14 protein-coding genes are annotated in these 18,095 nt (G+C 54.8%); 9 read left to right on the plus strand and 5 right to left on the minus strand.

The genetic code is table 11. The features are described from left to right. The first annotated feature begins 74 nt into the window (after window positions 1-74). Both IE065_RS16065 and IE065_RS16070 read left to right on the plus strand, forming a co-directional pair. The gene (locus IE065_RS16065) at window positions 75-3,797 is read left to right on the plus strand and encodes a translocation/assembly module TamB domain-containing protein (protein WP_189516950.1); all 3,723 of its coding nucleotides are present in this window, start codon (window positions 75-77) and stop codon (window positions 3,795-3,797) included. Then, window positions 3,776-5,986 carry a BamA/OMP85 family outer membrane protein gene (locus IE065_RS16070; protein ID WP_189516951.1) on the plus strand — a complete coding sequence of 737 codons (2,211 nt, stop codon included), beginning with the start codon at window positions 3,776-3,778 and terminating at the stop codon, window positions 5,984-5,986. The genes IE065_RS16065 and IE065_RS16070 overlap by 22 nt, the downstream gene beginning before the upstream one ends. 184 nt (window positions 5,987-6,170) lie before the next feature. Here the strand turns inward: IE065_RS16070 and IE065_RS16075 are convergent, their stop codons facing one another. After that, window positions 6,171-7,508: a thymidine phosphorylase gene (locus IE065_RS16075; protein WP_189516952.1), complete on the minus strand. Its 1,338-nt coding sequence runs from the start codon at window positions 7,506-7,508 to the stop codon at window positions 6,171-6,173. 240 nt (window positions 7,509-7,748) lie between these two features. On the opposite strand from IE065_RS16075, the gene IE065_RS16080 reads away from it, so the two are divergent. From IE065_RS16080 to IE065_RS16100, 5 genes are all read left to right on the plus strand, one after another. Beyond that, window positions 7,749-8,192 carry a hypothetical protein gene (locus IE065_RS16080; protein WP_189516954.1) on the plus strand — a complete coding sequence of 148 codons (444 nt, stop codon included), beginning with the start codon at window positions 7,749-7,751 and terminating at the stop codon, window positions 8,190-8,192. A 43-nt stretch (window positions 8,193-8,235) separates the two neighbouring features. Continuing rightward, window positions 8,236-9,756, plus strand: a complete 1,521-nt coding sequence (locus IE065_RS16085) for a Do family serine endopeptidase (protein ID WP_189516956.1) — start codon at window positions 8,236-8,238, stop codon at window positions 9,754-9,756. Between the two features lie 229 nt (window positions 9,757-9,985). Next, window positions 9,986-11,368 carry a magnesium transporter gene (gene mgtE / locus IE065_RS16090; protein ID WP_189516958.1) on the plus strand — a complete coding sequence of 461 codons (1,383 nt, stop codon included), beginning with the start codon at window positions 9,986-9,988 and terminating at the stop codon, window positions 11,366-11,368. Between the two features lie 18 nt (window positions 11,369-11,386). Then, complete coding sequence (locus IE065_RS16095; RefSeq protein ID WP_189516959.1) at window positions 11,387-11,767, plus strand: VOC family protein; 381 nt, start codon at window positions 11,387-11,389, stop codon at window positions 11,765-11,767. Next, on the plus strand, window positions 11,743-12,387 hold the full coding sequence (locus IE065_RS16100; RefSeq protein WP_200163241.1) for a DJ-1/PfpI family protein: 645 nt from the start codon (window positions 11,743-11,745) through the stop codon (window positions 12,385-12,387). The genes IE065_RS16095 and IE065_RS16100 overlap by 25 nt, the downstream gene beginning before the upstream one ends. A gap of 9 nt (window positions 12,388-12,396) precedes the next feature. Here IE065_RS16100 and IE065_RS16105 read toward each other — a convergent pair whose 3' ends face one another. Further along, window positions 12,397-12,744, minus strand: coding sequence for a phenylpyruvate tautomerase MIF-related protein (locus IE065_RS16105; RefSeq protein ID WP_189516961.1), 348 nt, complete (start codon window positions 12,742-12,744; stop codon window positions 12,397-12,399). Window positions 12,745-12,868: 124 nt separating this feature from the next. Between IE065_RS16105 and IE065_RS16110 the strand changes: the two genes are divergently transcribed. Then, window positions 12,869-13,588, plus strand: coding sequence for a cytidylate kinase-like family protein (locus tag IE065_RS16110; RefSeq protein WP_189516963.1), 720 nt, complete (start codon window positions 12,869-12,871; stop codon window positions 13,586-13,588). Between the two features lie 34 nt (window positions 13,589-13,622). Here IE065_RS16110 and IE065_RS16115 read toward each other — a convergent pair whose 3' ends face one another. Then, a complete protein-coding gene (locus IE065_RS16115; RefSeq protein WP_189516965.1) occupies window positions 13,623-14,060 on the minus strand; it encodes a DUF5069 domain-containing protein in 438 nt (145 codons plus the stop codon). A 178-nt stretch (window positions 14,061-14,238) separates the two neighbouring features. Here IE065_RS16115 and IE065_RS16120 point away from each other — a divergent pair, with 178 nt between their 5' ends. Continuing rightward, window positions 14,239-16,047, plus strand: a complete 1,809-nt coding sequence (locus IE065_RS16120; protein ID WP_189516967.1) for a site-2 protease family protein — start codon at window positions 14,239-14,241, stop codon at window positions 16,045-16,047. A 41-nt stretch (window positions 16,048-16,088) separates the two neighbouring features. Here IE065_RS16120 and purB read toward each other — a convergent pair whose 3' ends face one another. After that, window positions 16,089-17,543: an adenylosuccinate lyase gene (purB, locus tag IE065_RS16125; RefSeq protein WP_200163240.1), complete on the minus strand. Its 1,455-nt coding sequence runs from the start codon at window positions 17,541-17,543 to the stop codon at window positions 16,089-16,091. A gap of 57 nt (window positions 17,544-17,600) precedes the next feature. Beyond that, a complete protein-coding gene (locus IE065_RS16130) occupies window positions 17,601-18,038 on the minus strand; it encodes a gamma-glutamylcyclotransferase family protein (protein ID WP_189516970.1) in 438 nt (145 codons plus the stop codon). Window positions 18,039-18,095: the final 57 nt, after the last annotated feature.

The raw sequence follows: 18,095 nt of genomic DNA on the forward strand, positions 1-18,095 counted from the left end.
GCGGCCTTGCGAACATTCAACCTCCAATCTAACTTCCTTCCACAAACTGCAAACTCCGGGCGCAAAACGCCTTTATGAAACGAAAATTCCTCAAAATCTTCGGCTGGACCCTAGCCGTCGCGGGCGGGCTATTCCTCATTGTCCTGGCCACCGCGGATTTCTGGGCCCCATCGGTAATTCGTCCACTGCTGAAGGAGCAAGGCGTGGCGTTTGACGAAATTACCCGCGTAGATGGGCACTATACACTGACGAAGGTCGAGTATGCAGCGGATGGAACAGAAGCGACCGTTGATGAGCTGACAATACCCACGTTATGGCGGCTTGTGGCGAAGAAGTGGTTCGGCAGTGAAGAGGAGACAAGAGTCGTCATCGACATGGCCTCAATTAACATCACTGACAGCGAACCTAAAGCCCCGAAGCCAGTCAAATCCGCACCGACATCAGTTCCTCAGCAAATTAGGACAATTCTGGACTATTGGAGCCTCGCAACTGAGTGGATTGACCTAGTGCAAATAAAAGATGTCCACGTCGACCTTGGCGGCGAGAAACTAGAATTGACTGAAATTGGACTTCTCGGCGGAGAAAAAATCTTTGCTCAAGGTGCCGGCTTGAATGGTCAAATTGATTTCCGCCTCGATGTTGATCGAAAAAAAGAAGGCTCTTTTTCCATTTCTTTAGCCGAATTTGAAACTGGCGTCACTCTCATCACTGAATGGGCAGTCTCGGAGACCCTAAAACTAGAAGGCGTAATCAGCCTGAAAGACCAAGAGAATGAAATAACCTTCGCGGCTATCTGGAAGCCCGAAGGTATCATCCCTGCGAGCGTCCACGCCCAAACAGACGACTTCATGATACCCACAGATCTCGCTGAGATCCCCGATTACAATCAGCCCGAAATTACGCTCAAGGCTGACTGGGACGGCGCGAAGGCCGATATAATTTTACGCGCTACCGCCAAGCCGCAAAAGGCGGATCTGCCACCGTTAACCGTGGCCATCGAAGCGCATGGCGATGACCAAATTGTTAATGTGGAGAAATTCATTGCCGAGGCATGGTCGAGCAAGATTGAGCTGTCGCAGCCTTTACGGGTGGAGATTAACAACCTCGCTGATCTGCCCGACGCCGAGCTGACCGTCGAGCTGAACCTCAGTGACATTCCCGAAGAATCCCTCGGCGGGCGTCTGGGGGGGGGGGTGACCGTAGATCATCGCCCGGGGGAAGGCTGGCCGCTGGTCACTGCAAAGTTTGCCGGGAACGACCTTCGCTACGAGGAAATGACCCTGTCGTCCCTGGACTTCCAGGCGGTGCTTGATTGGCCAATCCTTACCGTGACCCCGCTCAATGCCTCGACTGGCGAGGGAACGACGCTGACCATGGAGGCCGTTGCCGACCTAGAGGCGGAGGCCCTCACCTCGGCGGCAATTAACTTGGAGGCCGATGGACAATTCCTTGAAGCGCTTAAGTCACTAATCGGAGACCTTGGAGTGTCATTCAATCAACTAAAACTGACCGCGACTGCGAGCGGTCCGTTTGACGCGCCCACTCATGCGGGTAAGGTAAGTATTTCCGGGCTGCAAGCAACTAAGGGCGTCATGGCGGATTTTGCCGCTGAATGGTCTGCGGATTGGATGGATTTCTCAGCGCTAGCCTTGTCACTCCGGAATGAGCGCAGCGGACTGGAACTAACCGGTCAGGCGTCACTAGGTGGAGACATTCGCGAAGTCCTGATAAAAACGGCGAGCATCGACGTACGCGAACAACCCGGGCTGGATTTGAAGGCTCCATTTACCATTTTGCTGAAAGAAAGCGGTGCGGTAAGCATCTCTCCGATGGCGTTTACGTCCGAAGCGGGCGGATTGCTCAGCCTGACGGCGGACGTCGACTACCCTCAGAAGGGCGAACTGGATTTTCAGGCTAAAGACTTGTCCGCCGTGTGGCTCGACTTAGTGCTCGATGAGCCGCTGCCCTTTGGCGTCAAACTCGACATGGCGGAGATCAAGGCGTCCTGGAACGATGGCCCGCTGACGGCCGTCCTTCAACTCGACGCCGGGCTTTACCCTCCCGATCAACCCGAGGTCGAGATACTGGCAGATGCCACCCTCGGCGAGGACAGGTTAAACCTCACCGCGGCGCGGATCCTGCAAGGCGATTTCAAACTGCTCGAAGCCCAAGGTGAACTGCCGTTAACGATCACCCCGGCAGGTGAAGAACTCTGGGCGCTTGATGCGAGCGCGGCAGTGGATTTCCATCTCTATGCCGCCCCAGATGATTCGCCCATCTGGAACCTATTAGAGAGCACGCTGGAAATGGACTTCATCCGCCCGATCATGGACTTCCGGGTGGAGGGCGACATGAAAGCGCCCACTGGACGGCTTGACCTCGAATTCGACGCCCTAGAATCCCTCGGTGAAGTGGAGCGCAAGTTACCGAGCGTGAAGAAAGCTGAGTTCGTAGTCGAGCTGACGCCTAAGCAGATCTCACTGCCCACCGGCGTTGTTTTTATCGCGGGGCAAAAACTACAAATAAAGGCTACGGCTCCGATGACCCGGGCGACTTGGCGCGCATTGATCGATGACAACGAACCACCTGACTGGAAAACAGCGGATGTCGGCCTCGACTTTACCGATGTGCCCTTGGTTGCCTTTGCCGACTGGTTGCCCGACGTCCTCCGCAGCGATGGCGATATCTCCCTACGAGCCACCCTCAAGCCCGGTGAGAACCTTCGCGGCTCGCTGGACATCGACGGCGTTAAAACTCGACCACTCGCCCAACTAGGTTCGGTAAACGACATCAACGCGGACTTCCGGCTAGACGGCAAAACACTGCACGTTCAGCAGGCTGAGGCACGAGTCGGCGGCGCACCGCTGAATGTCACCGGAATTGTGGTTCTGGATGATGAGTGGCAACCGCGCTTTGACCTCCGCCTCCAAGGCGAAAACGTGCCCCTCGCCCGTTCACCTGGCTTGATCTTGCGCGGTTCGCCCAACATCACGCTTATTACCGACACCGAGGGCGTGACCACACTGGGCGGCGTACTCGTGCTCAATGAGAGCTTTTTCACGATGGATATTGCCTCATTTCAGCAAGGCGGCGGCGGCGGCGCGGCGCAAGGAGGCTCCCCTGCCCGCCCCCCATTTTTCTCGATTGACGAACAGCCGCTGGCCGATTGGCGGCTGCATCTGGATCTGGAGGGCGACCGCTTCCTGCGCGTGCGGATACCTGCTTTCGAGGGAGTGGTGTCGGCAGACTTCAGCCTGCGGGGGGCATTACGCGACCCCTTCATGTTCGGGGCAGCAGAGCTGCAACGCGGCATCGTGATGTTCCCCTTCGCCACACTAAGGCTCGACCAGGGCTCCGTGAGCATCAGCCAGAACGAACCTGAAATCCCAAAACTCAACATCGTCGCCAGTGGGCGCGCCTACGGCTACGATTTGCAAATGCGGGTGACCGGGACTGCGAGCGATCCCGTCGTCTCCTTTACATCAACACCAAGTCTGGAACAGTCTGACATCATTCTGATGGTCACCTCCGGCCAAATCCCGCAGCACGATCGCTCGACTGAAAGCCGCCTGAGCGGCATCGGGATGTATATTGGCCGCAGCTTCTTGGTGGACCTTGGCTTGATTGACCCGCTCGATGAAACGCTGACGGTCAACGTCGGCGAAGACGTCACCACCTCCGGTAAAGACACGATCAATATTCGCTACAAAGTCAACGACAGTTGGAATGTCGTGGGCGCTTACGATAAGTATGACGCATACTATCTCGATTTCGAATGGACCATTTACGAGGACTGATTCGCTGGCTCGCGCTGCTAACGTTGCTTCTTGTGCCGGGAATGGCGCGGGCGGGTTCGTTGTTTGGCCTCATTGGCGACCCCAATGTCACGGTCTCGGGCTTTGGCTGGTTCGCCAATATTTACTTGGAACGCGCCCTCCAAATCCTCGATGTCGAAGGCGAACAACGTGATTCCTACAATGGAATTTTCCTCGAAGACGCGATCTGGATTCTCGCGGGCGAGATTAAGCAAAAGGGCTACCTAGAACCAGAAATCGACGTCACCCTGTTCAATAACGGGGAAATCGTGTTTGAATCCGTCTGGTCAAAAGGCGACCTCGAACCCAATGCCCCGCGTGATCTAGAGGGCGATACCGTGCAGTTTCGGATTCGTGCAGGGCAGCTCTTTTACTTTGATTCGTTGACCATTGATGGGCTGCCAGCGGGTTTCCCAGGGCAGCCTGCGAGTTATTTTTACGCCACCGACCAGCTCATTGTTTCTCAGAGCGACCGCTACTTCACGGAGGGGCGTTTCCGCGCGGGCCTAAGCAGTATCACGCAGACCTTAAAGGACCTCGGCCACCGTGAGGCCAAGGTCACGAAAAGCGATTTCAACATCGACTCCGCAACTGGCGCAGTAACTTGCACCGCGACGATTGACCCCGGGCCCGTCTATTATACCAGCAGCTTAATCGTCCGCATCTATCAGCCCGATGAAACGAGCGAAGGCAAAATACAGACGATTGATCCGCCCAATAACGCCGTACGTCTGGATGCCGGAGCCGAGGCCGAAAAAGCCGAGACTAGCCTTGAATCCGAAAGCGAAACGACCTTTGCCGAACGTCGGCTCAACCCGGACTGGATCGGTACCAATATTCAAAAACTGCGACGCCAATACTTTGCCGAGGGCTATCCCGAAGTTTACATCGATGCCGATTATGAAATCGCCGACGAAGACGCCGACCGCGTAACGGGCACGCTCGTGTTGCAAGTCCATCCTGGTGCCCATGCGACGCTGCACGCTGTGCGATTTGAAGGCGGAGATGACATCGCCCCGTGGCTGCTGGAGAAGCAGGCCGGCGCTAAACCAGGCGAACCGCTCAACCGCTCAGCCATCGAAGAAGGCCGCAGTCGCCTGAGTAAGCTCGGTGTATTTCGACGCGTGCAAATCGATTATGAGGAGGTCGAGCCGGGCCAGTGGGACGCCATTTACGAACTCACCCCCAAGGGCACAACCGAGCTCGATCTGATCTTCGGCGTAGGCAGTTTCGACATCATCCGCGTGGGCTTTCAGGTGGATCGCAATAACCTGTGGGGCATTGCGCACCGGGCAAAATTCCGCGCCGTGCAATCCTTCAAAGCAACCTACATCGACCTGGATTACTTCATCCCGCAAATCATGGGCGCGGACTTGGATTTCTTCTCCAAAATCAATTACCTGAATCGACAGGAGCTGACCTTTGATCGTGAGGAATGGGGCGCGCGCGCAGGCCTGCAACACTACTTCTCCAGCCTAAACATCAATGGCTCCATCAGCTACGGGCTCGATAATGTGAAGGCCGCCAACCGAGATTTCGTCGTGCCACCGGGCCCGCTGGAGGCGCGTATCGGCAGCCTCGGCTTCAAGTTTGTGCAGACGGAACTGGACAGCCCCGTGTTCCCAACCGACGGCTATCAATGGTATCTGGACGGTGAATTTGCCCGGCCAGAGCTTGGCGGTAATGTTTCTTACGACAGCTTCGAAGTCGGCGGGGCCTGGCATCATCCATTGGGTGACATCGGCCTGATTCTTCACCTCGGCTTCAGGCACGGCGTCATCATTACCGACGGCGAGCCAGCGGAGCAAATCCCCGTGAACCGCCGCTTCTTCCTCGGTGGTGAAAACACCGTTCGTGGCTACAAGCGCGATCAAGCTGCGCCCGTTAATCTGAATGGCCAGCAGATTGGTGCCGTCAGCTATATGCTTTGGCAGGGTGAGCTTGAACAGCGTATCAACGAGACCTTTTCAGTGGTGGCCTTCGTCGACGCGGTCGGCAACGCGGCCACGATCCAGAACTATCCCTTCAACGAAGTGCTGATCAGCGTGGGGGCCGGCATTAGCGTCCGCACCATCGTTGGCCCACTACGTTTCGAATATGGCTACAACGTCAAAAAGCGGGAGATCGACCCAATCGGCCGCTTCCAAGTCGGCCTTGGCTTTCCGTTTTAAGCAGCCTCGCGTGGTTCACTCAGTATCAGACGCTTCAGCCCACCGCATCTCCCTATTGGGCTAGCCAAAAAAAAAGTCCCCGGCGTAAACCGGGGACTTTGTAAAGTTGCTTTTGCTTTTCGTATCGTTAACCCGCGAGCAATGCGAGGGCACGATGCGCAGCATCGAGGTTCTTAGGCGAAGCCTAAGCGACACGTTCGACGATGAGCTCTGGCGGATTCGGACGCTTAGGTGCGAGGCGGTAAGCGCTGCGCAGGTATTCCAGCGCAGTGTCGAGCTTGGCTTCGTCGTTGTAATGGATCATCATGAGCGGCTCACCCTGTTTGACCTGGGTGCCAACCTTCTTGATTTCCGATACGCCGACAGAAGGATCGTACTTACCGTTCTTTTTCTGACCGAGCAGCTGAACGCCACGGGCGATTTGCCCAGCATTGATCGTGTGGACGTAACCACGTTTCGGTGCCGGGAGCTTACGGACATACTTGGCCTTGGGCATCTTTTCCGGATCATCAATGAAGCTGGCGTCGCCACCTTGCGCTTCGATCATTTCCTTGAACTTAGCCAGTGCCGTGCCGTCCTTAAGATGCTTTTGAACAGTCTGTTTGGCCGACAAAGTGGAGCCTGCCACGCCTGCGAGGCGGACGATTTCCATGCCAAGCTTCAGAACCAGCTCTTTCAGGTCTTCCGGGCCTTCACCCTTCAGCAATTCGACCGCTTCCATGAGCTCCAGACCAGTGCCAACAGTGTCGCCAAGGGGCTGGTTCATGTCCGTGACGAGTGCCACGCAACGACGCTTCATGCTGCGGCCGACGCGAGTAATGCTGCGGGCCAATTGTTTGGCCTGCTCGACATCCTTGATATAGGAGCCGTTGCCCCACTTGACGTCAACCACGAGACCTTCCGCGCCTTCAGACAGCTTCTTGGCCAGCACGCTGGCCGTGATGAGCTGCAAGCTCGGAATGGTTGCTGTGCTCTGACGAAGATCATAAAGAATTCCATCAACTGGCGCGATTTCCGCATGCTGCGTCACGATGGCGCAACCGACGGTATCGAGCTGTTTAATGAACTCCTTCAGCTCCATGTCAGGCTGGAACTTGTTGATGGCCGAGAGCTTATCGAGATTACTAATCACGAAATTCTCATCGACGCCATTCATCGCGGGCATGATGACGCCGCAGGCAGCTGCCAGTGGAGCCAGTACGAGTGTGGTCTTGTCACCTACACCGCCCGTCGAATATTTGGCGATCTTGGGCCGCGTTAATTTTGAAAGGTCGATTACCTCGCCAGAGAGCATCATTTCCTCGGCCAGAACTGCAGTTTCCTGAGCAGACATGCCCTGGAAAAAGATGGCCATAGCGAGAGCGGCCATTTGAAATTCAGGTATTTCCTTGTCGAGTATGGAGTCGACAATGAACCGAATTTCTTCGTCCGAGAATTCGCCCCCATCGCGTTTTTTCTCGATAAGATACGAGAAAGAGGGCTTGATGAACTTGCGAGAAGCCAATAACGATTTCTGCGCCATTGATATTTGATAGCTTGTGTGTTGATTGTGCGCTAGTGCGCGTAAACCTTTAAAAGAGAACTAAAATCGGCTTGGTGTCGAGCCTTTTCTGGGAAAGGCTTGCCAAGTGCGCCAATTTGTCCCAATACCCCCCCCCCCTTTCACTCAAGGCGTGAATCTAGTTGGGTAAAATGTGGTGCCCCTTGCAGAAGTTGAAACTTTGCAGCATAATATGTGTCTTTCATCAATGATCGCTGAGAGATGAAGCATTTGAAAATTACCGCACTCGCACTCATCGCGCTGACCGCCATCGTCGCTTTACAGGCGGGCATATTCGGTTTCTTGACAGAAAACAAGGCCACTTGGGACTTCGTTAATAAGACTGGTGGCATTCGGTTGGATGGAGTTCAGGACACCAAAATGGGCCCTGCGCTCTTTGTTGTCTACGATGTTACCGGCATGACCCACGTCACCCATAAGCCCGAGATGATGAACTCCGGTATGATGGTGCAACGTGTGGCCGCAAAAGTGGACGGGCACAACATCCGGTTGACCGTCTATACCTCCGTGATCGAAAAAGGCACCCAGCTAAAGACCTCTCATGCCTGCTTGTTGCCAGAGCTTGAAGCGGGCAAATATCAAGTCTACTATGGGGACGTTATGCGCCCAGAAACCAAAGTAGGAACGATCGAAATCAACCAGTAAACTCACGAAACAAACGACGCCAACGTAGCGTCACAGGAACACCATGAAACGCTCTCTCGCACTCACCCTCGCATTCACGTTCACTTCAGCGGCGGCGGTCGTAGCCGGGTTTGCCGCCAACCAGCTCCTCGCTGATAACGAGCTGCCCGCCGCCAAGCTCCAACGCGACACCACGCCGCTGGACCGCAATGGACCGCGCATCGTTAGCTTCGCCGATGTGCTGGATAAAGTCACGCCAGCCGTAGTCAGCGTCCACACCTCTCACGTCGCCAAAATGAGCAATCAGGAGCGGATGCTCCGGCGTTATTACGGCATGCAGGACCCACGACAACAGGAAGAGGAAATTATTATGCGGGGCCTCGGCTCTGGCTTTCTCGTTACGACCGATGGCTATGTGCTGACCAACAACCACGTGATCAGCAGCCAACGTGACGGCGATGCGGCTGAGGAAATCATTGTACAGCTTGATGACGGACGCGAATACGACGCAATCGTTGTCGGGACCGATCCCCAGTCCGACGTCGCCGTGCTCAAGATCGAGGTGGGTAATGAAAAAATGCCCTTCCTGCCGCTTGGCGACAGTGGTCAGCTCCGCGTGGGAGACATTGTTTTCGCCGTCGGCAACCCGCTGGAAGTCGGTTTGACCGTCACTCAAGGGATTGTTTCCGCGCTTGAACGCACGGATTTGGGCATCCTCAGTAGCCGGAAAAGCCCCGGCATGGAAAGCTTTATCCAGACCGACGCCGCGATCAATCAAGGCAACTCGGGCGGACCGCTCGTCGATGCCCAAGGTCGCGTAATTGGCATTAATTCAGCTATCGCCAGCCCCAATGGCGGCAGTATCGGTATCGGCTTTGCAATCCCCATTAATTTCGCTGCCAGCATCATGGACAGCCTCGTCAATGACGGTGAAGTCCGCCGCGGCTTCATGGGCGTGGAGCTCGCGCCGCTGGACCGCAAGCTGGCGCAAGCCTTCGGGCTCAACAGCAGTCGGGGCGCGCTCATTAACCGTGTTAATCCCGGCCTTCCGGGTGATCGTGCGGGCCTGAGGCACGGCGACGTCGTGGTCGGCGTCAATGGTCGGCAAGTGGATTCAGTCCGCGAACTCATTTATCTGATCTCCAGCCAGGCACCGGGCGAAGACGTCACCCTGACCGTCGTCCGCGAGCGCGCTGAGCAGGATATCGATGTCACCTTGGGAGACCGCGGCGAACTGCTCACGGGCATGCAACGCCCTCAACGCGAGCTACGCCCAGCCCCACCCCAGATCGAGCCCGATCCACTGGTCAAGGGAGTCAACGTGCGTGTGGTCGATCAAACTGCCCGTGCCCGCCATAAAATACCCGCCGACATCGATGGTCTGCTCATCGTGGAAGTCTCTGACAAATACGCCGAAGTGCTTTCTCCGGGCATGGTGATTTTATCCGTCAATGGCCACGATGTGACCTCACTCGAAGCCGCCAAAAACGCTCTCAGTCCAGAAGGCGTTAATCGGCTCTATGTCTACTTCGAGGAGTATCATCGCTATATTCCGTTGATCGTTCCCGGGCGGGATGCAGGCTAAAGGTTAAAGTAAATTACCCCATTTTTCCGGAAAAACGCTTATCATTCGCGACTTCGCGCCTCTGCGGGAAATGATGAATCCTGCTGGCACTCTGTGCCTTTGTGCCTCAGTGAGAACATCCACTGTCTTCTTGGCTCTGGCGGCGATGCGGAATCGTCACGCGGCTGATTTGTATCCTTGCTTGCGGTTGCAAAATTAGGCGTCATCGTTATCTGCCGCTGATCATGTCATGAGCCAGACCGAAGCACCATTTCCGGAGAGTCCTGCATCGTCCGACGAGTATTCGCTAGACGACCTCCTCCAGTTTGCCGAGTCCAACGCACTCAATGCGCTGGATAAAAGTAAGATTGCCCGGACCTCGCCATACACCGTCGGCAAATTCCTGACCCGCCTGCCTGTTGACGACCGACGCGTCGTCCTGCGCCTCCTCAATATTGAAGGCGTCGCCGAGGTTCTTTCCGAAATGGACAGTGAGGACGCCGCCGAGGTCATCGAGGCAATGCGGCAGGCGCGCGCGGTCAAGGTGCTCGAAGCCCTCGACCCAGATGACTCAGCAGACATCGTGGGCGACATGGAGGAGGCCAATCAGCACCGCCTCCTCAATGACGTCAACCCCGAGCGGGCCGAAACCGTCCGCACCCTGATTAGCTACCCAGAGGACTCCGCGGGCGGTATCATGACGACTGATGTCGCCACTGTACCCAAGGAATTTACCGTCCGGCAGACCGTCGATCACCTGCACACGCTCCACGACGAATTTGAGCATATTTACTACGTCTACGTGATCGATAAAAACGGGCACCTGCTCGGCACGGTGTCCATGCGCGACCTCGTGATGGCCAAGACCAATGACATCATTGGCGACATCATGCACACCGAGCTGCGCGGCGTGCTCAACGTCCTGACTGACCAGGAAGACGTCACCCTCGTGATGGCGCAGCATAATTTCCACGCACTGCCCGTCGTCGACGATGACAACCGCTTGTTGGGCATGATTACGGATGACGACGTCATCGACATTATCCAACAGGAGGCCACGGAAGACTTTCAAAAGGCGATGGGTGCGGGGGGTGACGAATCCCTGAACGACCCGATTGCTGAAAGTGTTCGCCGCCGCAGCCCTTGGTTACTCGTCAATCTCTTGTCCGCGTTCATGGCGGGGGGCGTGATCTCATTATTCGAGGAGCAAATCAGCCACCTAACGATTCTCGCCGTGTGCATGCCAATCGTCGCCAGCCTCGGCGGTAACGCTGGTGGGCAGACGCTGGCCATCGTCATTCGCACGCTGGCACTGGGCGACTTTGAAGACCAAGATGCGCGGCGCGTGCTAATCCGCGAGGCCACCAAAGCCTGCCTGAGCGGCATCATCGTTGGCCTGATTGCGGCACTGGCAGTGGGTATTCTCGGCCATCACTGGGATGTATCAGCAGTCATCTTCGTGGCCATGATTATCTCGATGAGCTACGCTGGCTTGGCGGGTGCGCTGATCCCCATCACGTTACGCAAACTCAAGCTCGACCCCGCGCAAAGCAGCCAGATGTTCCTAACCGCTTCCACTGATATTGTCGGCTTCGCTGTTTTCCTAGGCTTGGGCAGTTGGGTGCTACTTTAATATTCCCTAAAATAAAAAATGAAATACCAAAGCGTCACTCCCGGCATTCAGTACACAGACCTTGCACAACCCAAAGAGTTTTTCATCGATTTCATGGGTTTCAAAGTCATCCATGAAGAACCCGATTTTTGCGTAGTCCAACGCGATGGTGTAAAATTCTGCCTGCACATCGACGAAGAATACTCCAAGAACCTGGCACCACTTTTTCGCATTGAGACGGACGACATTCAGGCGGTCTGGCAGGAATTGCTAGCCAAGGATCCCACCAAGTCACGCATCCATCCACGCTTTAAAGATGGCCCGGAGCTGAGGCCTTGGAGCGCGTGGGAATTTGCTGTTGGCTGGGGCGACCACGTTTGCCTGGTGTTTCAAGAATGGACGAACAAAGATCAGGCATAATGGAAGCGAAGCGCACAGTCGGTATGGTCTTGTTCGATGGCTTTGAGCTACTCGATGTATTTGGCCCGCTTGAGTTTTTCGGGCGCTATCCGGAGCAATTCGAGATCCTCATGCTCGCTGAGGGGATGGGTGCCATCCGCAGTGCTCAAGGCCCAGCAGCAATGGCCGACATCGATCTGGCCAATTGCCTACCACTGGACATATTAATTGTTCCCGGCGGTCGCGGCACACGCCGAGAGGTGTACAACGAATCACTGATCGCTGAACTGCGTCGATTGGCCGAAAACGCACAATACGTCACGTCGGTTTGCACCGGTGCTGGGTTGCTGGCCAAAGCCGGGTTACTCGACGGGAAACGTGCAACAACCAACAAACTCGCCTACGCTTGGGCAACCTCGCAGGGGCCAAAAGTATACTGGGTCCCGGAAGCACGCTGGGTCGAGGATGGCAATGTCTTCACCTCAGCTGGCGTCAGTGCTGGCATGGACATGGCGCTTGCTCTGATTGCAAAAATTCTAGGCATCGAAACCGCTCGTGAAGCAGCCGTCTATACGGAATACATTTGGAACGAAGACCCATCCTCGGACCCCTTCGCCCACTTGGCAGGACTAGTGGATTAACTTGCCACGTTAGCCCAGCATATCCCCCTTCCAGCCCCACATCGATCGCTGGACATCGTTAAATTTCACATAAACACGCTCTGGAGGGATTTCAGCAACGCTGTAAACAAGGTCGCAGAGGGCACGACAGATATCCTTGGTTTTTCCGCCGGGAATGCCGACTGATTTGATTTCCAGAAAGGCGGTCGGGCCGGGCTGTCCACCGAACATCATCGGAGTCTCGTCCTTGATCGAGACCATCATGAATTCCTCACTTTTGCCGAGGCCATTGGCGACAATACGCGAGCTATCGCGAAGGAGTTTGTCCTGCGATTCAGGTGAAATCGATTGGTTCGTTTGGATGTTTAAGTAGGGCATAGGGAGCAGTTTAGCGTTTCTTATTAGAAAGTCCAGAAACCTTAATGGGGCATCAAAAACGCGATTTCTAACTTGAGACTAAAAGGCACTTAGCATATACTACATTCTAACCAAAGGAAACCCCATGTCCGAAACTCGTTTGTTTGAAAAATGCCGGGCTTATGTTACAAGCTCAGTGGATCGCCAAGTGGGCGCACGTCACACGATAGCCTTGCCTGCCATCACCCTCTCGCGCCAAGTAGGTGCGCGTGGCACCTCCATTGCCAAGCTGCTCGTGCAGCATCTGGAGCAAGATGACCCCGTAAAACTGCCACCCTGGACCCTTTTTGACAAAAACCTGATCCGTCGTGTGCTCGATGACCACCAGTTGCCGCGACATTTGGAAAAGTTCATGTCGGAGTCTCACGTCAACGAATTACAGTCCACGATTAATGAAATCGTCGGCCTTCACCCTTCCATGTGGGAACTGCACGAAAAAATGAGCAGCACCGTGCTTCGCCTGCTCAGCCAGGGACACGTGATCGTCGTGGGGCGCGGCGCATGCGTAGTTGGTGCCGGAATGCGCAACGTGCTCAATGTTCGCCTAGTGGGCTCAGTCAAACAACGTCTCCTACACCTACAGCACCTATTCGACATCTGCGAAAAGACTGCAGCGGACCGTATGTTGGCCGATGACCGCAATCGTCGTGAGTATTTTAAGTCCCACTTTGGCCGAAATATCGAAGACCCAGAGCTGTATCACCTGATTATCAATACCGATATGCTCACCGAAGAAGAAATCGTGAGAACCATCGCGCAAGCAGCCATGCGACACAACCAAGCCCCCGCCGCGCTCGCGGTGTAGGAGCAGTTTATCACAGTCAAGACACCTTAGTTCGTTACTCTAGAAAGGCTTTGTGGAAGTTCGACCAATCGTCGATGTTATTGAGCATCGAAGCAGTCATCAGGCTCTGGTCGTCGGCAATACCCGCCTCGTCTAGAATCTGAGCGCGCGTTTCCGCTGAATGTTGATAAGTCTCAATCATTCGATTGAGCGCGGCGATTTTGCGCGGATCCAGCTTATTGCCATAGTGAGTGTTAACCCACGCCTCCAATTCGATGTAGGTCGGACGCTCTTGAGTGATGTAATTCTCGAATGCCTCCTGCTCAATGTCCAAGGCCTCCAGCGTCATTCGGTCAAACCCTGAACCAATGCCATTGTAATCTTTTCGCAGCTTATCCTGCGTATGCAGAGAGACTTTGAGCCACAATCGTGGGAGGTGCTTGACGCCAAGCGGTCCACAGGCAGTAGATGGTATTAGTGGCACAAACTTCATTCGCGGTAGAATATGTAACCGCTCCATGACCGTCAACGCTTTCACCGCTCGATTGCCCCTCAAGAAGTGGTGAAATATCTTTGCCTGCGTTCAGAAAGGTGCCCCAAGGAGGGTGTCAATTGAACAATTCTTCGTAATTGCGGTCTGAACAGAAACAATCTAGCTTGTTTTTTCATATATGGCCGATTCCACGTTTTTTGAGACGCTGTTTACCAGCGCTTGGGGCATCCTACTGGTGCTCATTTTTTTCAATGGTTCAATCATCGTTCACGAGCTAGGGCACTTCTTGGCCGCGCGTTGGCGCGGGCTAAAGGTGGATCGCTTCTCGCTATTTGGCCTCGGGCCCAAGCTGATCAGCTGGAAAGCCAAGGACGGCGTGGAGTATTGCATCTGCGCGATTCCTTTTGGTGCCTACGTCGCCCTCCCTCAAATGGGCGAGATGCGCGGTATTGAGGAATACGCCGAAGGTGATACCCCCCCCCCCCCTATCAGCTACGCCGACAAAATGTATGTCGCCTTCGCTGGGCCGTTTTTCAATTTCATCCTCGCGATCATCGTAGCCTGCATCGGCTGGTACACTGGTTACCCCTCCTACGCGGGCAGCGAAAGTGCTCAAATTGGCTACGTCGCCCAAACCCTTGACGATGAGGTCGCTGGCCCCGCCTACGTGGCTGGCCTCCTCCCGGGAGACACCATTCTGGCAATTGACGGCGAACCCATCAGCAGCTTCAAGGAAGTCCCCGAGCATGTCGCATTGGGAACTGGCCGAGACGATGATGGCCGCCCGCAAACCATCTTTAAAATCGACCGCAGTGGCCAAACTCAAGATGTGGTCATCTATCCTGAACTAATTTTGAACAACACTGGCTCCGGCGATCGGATTCGGATGATCGGTATCGGGCCAACCTCCACCATGACCATCAGCGGAGTCGCACCCAATTCCCCTGCCGCCGAAGCCGGCCTTCAAGCCAATGATAAAATCCTGACCGTCGGCGGTGAGTCCGTATACAGCATCGAGCAGATCAGCGATATTCTCGCCGCCAGCTTCCGCGAAAAGCTGGTCCCCGTCGAAGTCGAGCGAGACGGTGCACTCGTCATCTTAGAGGCCAAGGCCCTCCCTGTTCCCACAACACGACCAACCGCGAACCTGTTCCTTCCCGATAGCGATGAGCCCGCCTTTGAAATCATCCCCAGCTACCCGCTCGATCTCAAAGAAGACCCCGCCTTAGCCCAGACGCCCTCTCGTTTGACGATCTTTTCTCTAGAGCCCGGAGAATCATTTTTTTCCGCACAAGGAGACTGGCGCATTGATGAAATTGACGGACGATCCATTACCTCACTCGCACAGCTCGAGCAAGTATTTCAGAATGACTCCGCTGCTGCGATGACACTCACTCTGGCCCGTAATGATAACCAAATTCGCAAGCGAGTCCTTCCTGCTCTTAGCAGCCTGAAAATCATTCCGCCTCAGGAACAAGTGATGCTAGGCTTTGGCACGATGCCTGGCCAAGTGCTCATACACCAAAACCCAATCGCTCAATTCAAGGAGCATATCCAGCGCACTTTCCGCACCCTCACCAGCTTGGTGAGCCCACAGTCAGACATCGGTATGCGGCACTTGTCGGGTGTAGTCGGCATCACCACCAACCTTTACAAGATCGCACAGTATGACTGGCGCATGGTCTTCTGGTTCGCCGTGCTGCTAAACATCAATCTAGCCATACTCAACCTGCTCCCAATCCCCGTTTTGGACGGTGGGCATATGCTTTTTGCGACGATAAACAAGCTGTGCGGCAAGGCCGTGCCGACCTCGTTTATCTACAGCCTCCAGTATGTGTTCGTGTTCCTGCTGCTCGGGGTGATGTTCTACGTGCTTTACTATGACTCCATGCGCGAAGTGGGCTACCACGAAGATCGCCAGAAATGGGAGCGCGAAGGCAGCCGCATGATCCCCAGAGAATTCCGACCCGATCGTTACATGAACTAAGGGCGCTTGCCGCCCCCCATTGATTAGCTCTAGGGAGCGTCCTAGAGAATTTTACCTGGCTGCAAGTCTTTGGCCTTCGGGTAACGTTCCCCCCAAGAGCGGGCCTGCTTCATGAAGGTCTCCACCTGCGGGTGTGCCCCGCCAGTCGCTTGGCCTGCAGTTTCATAGATATGCTTCAGGTATTCCGCAGAAAGCCCGAGACGCGAATCGGTAGCCAGACGATCAAAGAGATTATTTTCCGCAATCACGCAATTGCGCAGGTCTTTAGCGGTAGCAACTGCGTGCTCCTTGATCACCTCGTGCGCAGTTTCCCGGCCTACTCCATTTTTTACCGCCGCCATCAGCACGGTTGTAGTCAATAGGAATGGCAGATAGCGCCGATTCTCGTGCTCAATCATGCCAGGGTTGGCGCTCATGTTGTTGAGCACCGTCAGCAAAGTCTCGAAGAGGCCATCAATCGCAAAAAAGGCGTCGGGCAGCATCACGCGTCGCACTACCGAGCAAGAAACATCGCCTTCGTTCCACTGATCTCCAGCAAGACCGGCAGCCATCTCCATATAGCCGCGCAGGATCACATGAAACCCGTTGATGCGCTCGCACGAACGGCTGTTCATCTTGTGAGGCATTGCAGAGGAGCCCACTTGACCCGGCAGGAAGCCCTCACCCGCCAATTCATGCCCAGCCATCAGCCGGAGTGTTTTGGCGAAAGAGGACGGCCCGGCTCCAAGTTGATACAGCGCGCTAACAACCTCAAAATCCATACTGCGCGGATAGACCTGCCCCACATTATCGAGGCTGCGTGGGATACCCAGATGGCGCACCACTTCGTCTTCCAGACGCGAAACTTGGCTGGCATTTTGCTCAAACAGGTTCAGTTGGTCCAACTGCGTGCCAACCGCACCTTTGAGTCCACGTGCAGCATATTGCCGCATGATCTGCTCGTTGTTTTCGATGGCCCGCAGGAGGTCCTCGCCAAACATGGCTAAACGCTTGCCAAAGGTCGTGGTTTGCGCAGCGACATTATGCGTACGGCCAGTGATAACGAGGCCCTTGTATTCCTCCGCCCGACGAGAAAACGCTAAGAGCGCAGCCGTCGATTTGGTCGCGACAAGCTCCAGCGAACGCCATATCTGCAATTGTTCAACGTTTTCCGTAAGATCACGGCTCGTCATGCCCTTGTGGATGTGTTCAGCGCCCGCCAATGAGTTAAATTCCTCAATACGCGCCTTAACATCGTGCTTAGTCACCGCTTCCCGCTGGCGAATCGACTCCGGATCGACGTTATTCTTCACCGCTTCATAAGCGGCAATCACCTCATGCGGAATGTTCAGGCCCAGACCACGCTGTGCCTTAAGCACTGCGATCCAGAACTCACGCTCCAGCACGATTCGGCCTTCGGCGGACCAGATGTCCTGCATGGCTGTAGAGGCATAACGATCTGCTAAAATATTAGGTATGGCGCTCATCACCAGTAACGATTCACGTGAATCGGACATGAATCAAATATTTTGTGTCCTCCAGCGCGTTTATCCACACACAATAAGCAAATAACCCTAGCAAAGTGAAGGTAACGTGTCTGGATCATCCACATCCCAGTCGCCATTAGCAATAATAACGCCTTGCTGCTGATTTACTCGGTCAAGCTCCATGACATAAGCCCAAGCCGAACCCGCCGCCTGACCGTCCTCAAAGTAAACACTAACCTCGACACGCTCGTATTCATTTTCGGATGAACAACGATCAGGATCATAATCTTCCAACATGTCAAAGCCCGCTAGAACTGCTTCATCATATAAAGTCAGTAGATAGCCTTGCACCCAACCGTCGCCCGTAACAAGTGCCGGGTATCCAAGCGGCAGAGCGAAAAGACTCCCTTTCACTTTCGCTTTTAATATATTGCTAACACGTCCTTCACAGAAGCGGTGCCAATAATAACCACCAGGCTTCAAAGTGCCGTATACAAATACGCGCGGTTGTGATTTAGAACTCATAGCATGCAAAAGCATCGGTTTATATATATAGGCTATAATGACTATTATCGTCAATTT

Source organism: Cerasicoccus arenae (assembly GCF_014651635.1).
GTDB classification, from domain to species: Bacteria; Verrucomicrobiota; Verrucomicrobiia; order Opitutales; family Cerasicoccaceae; genus Cerasicoccus; species Cerasicoccus arenae.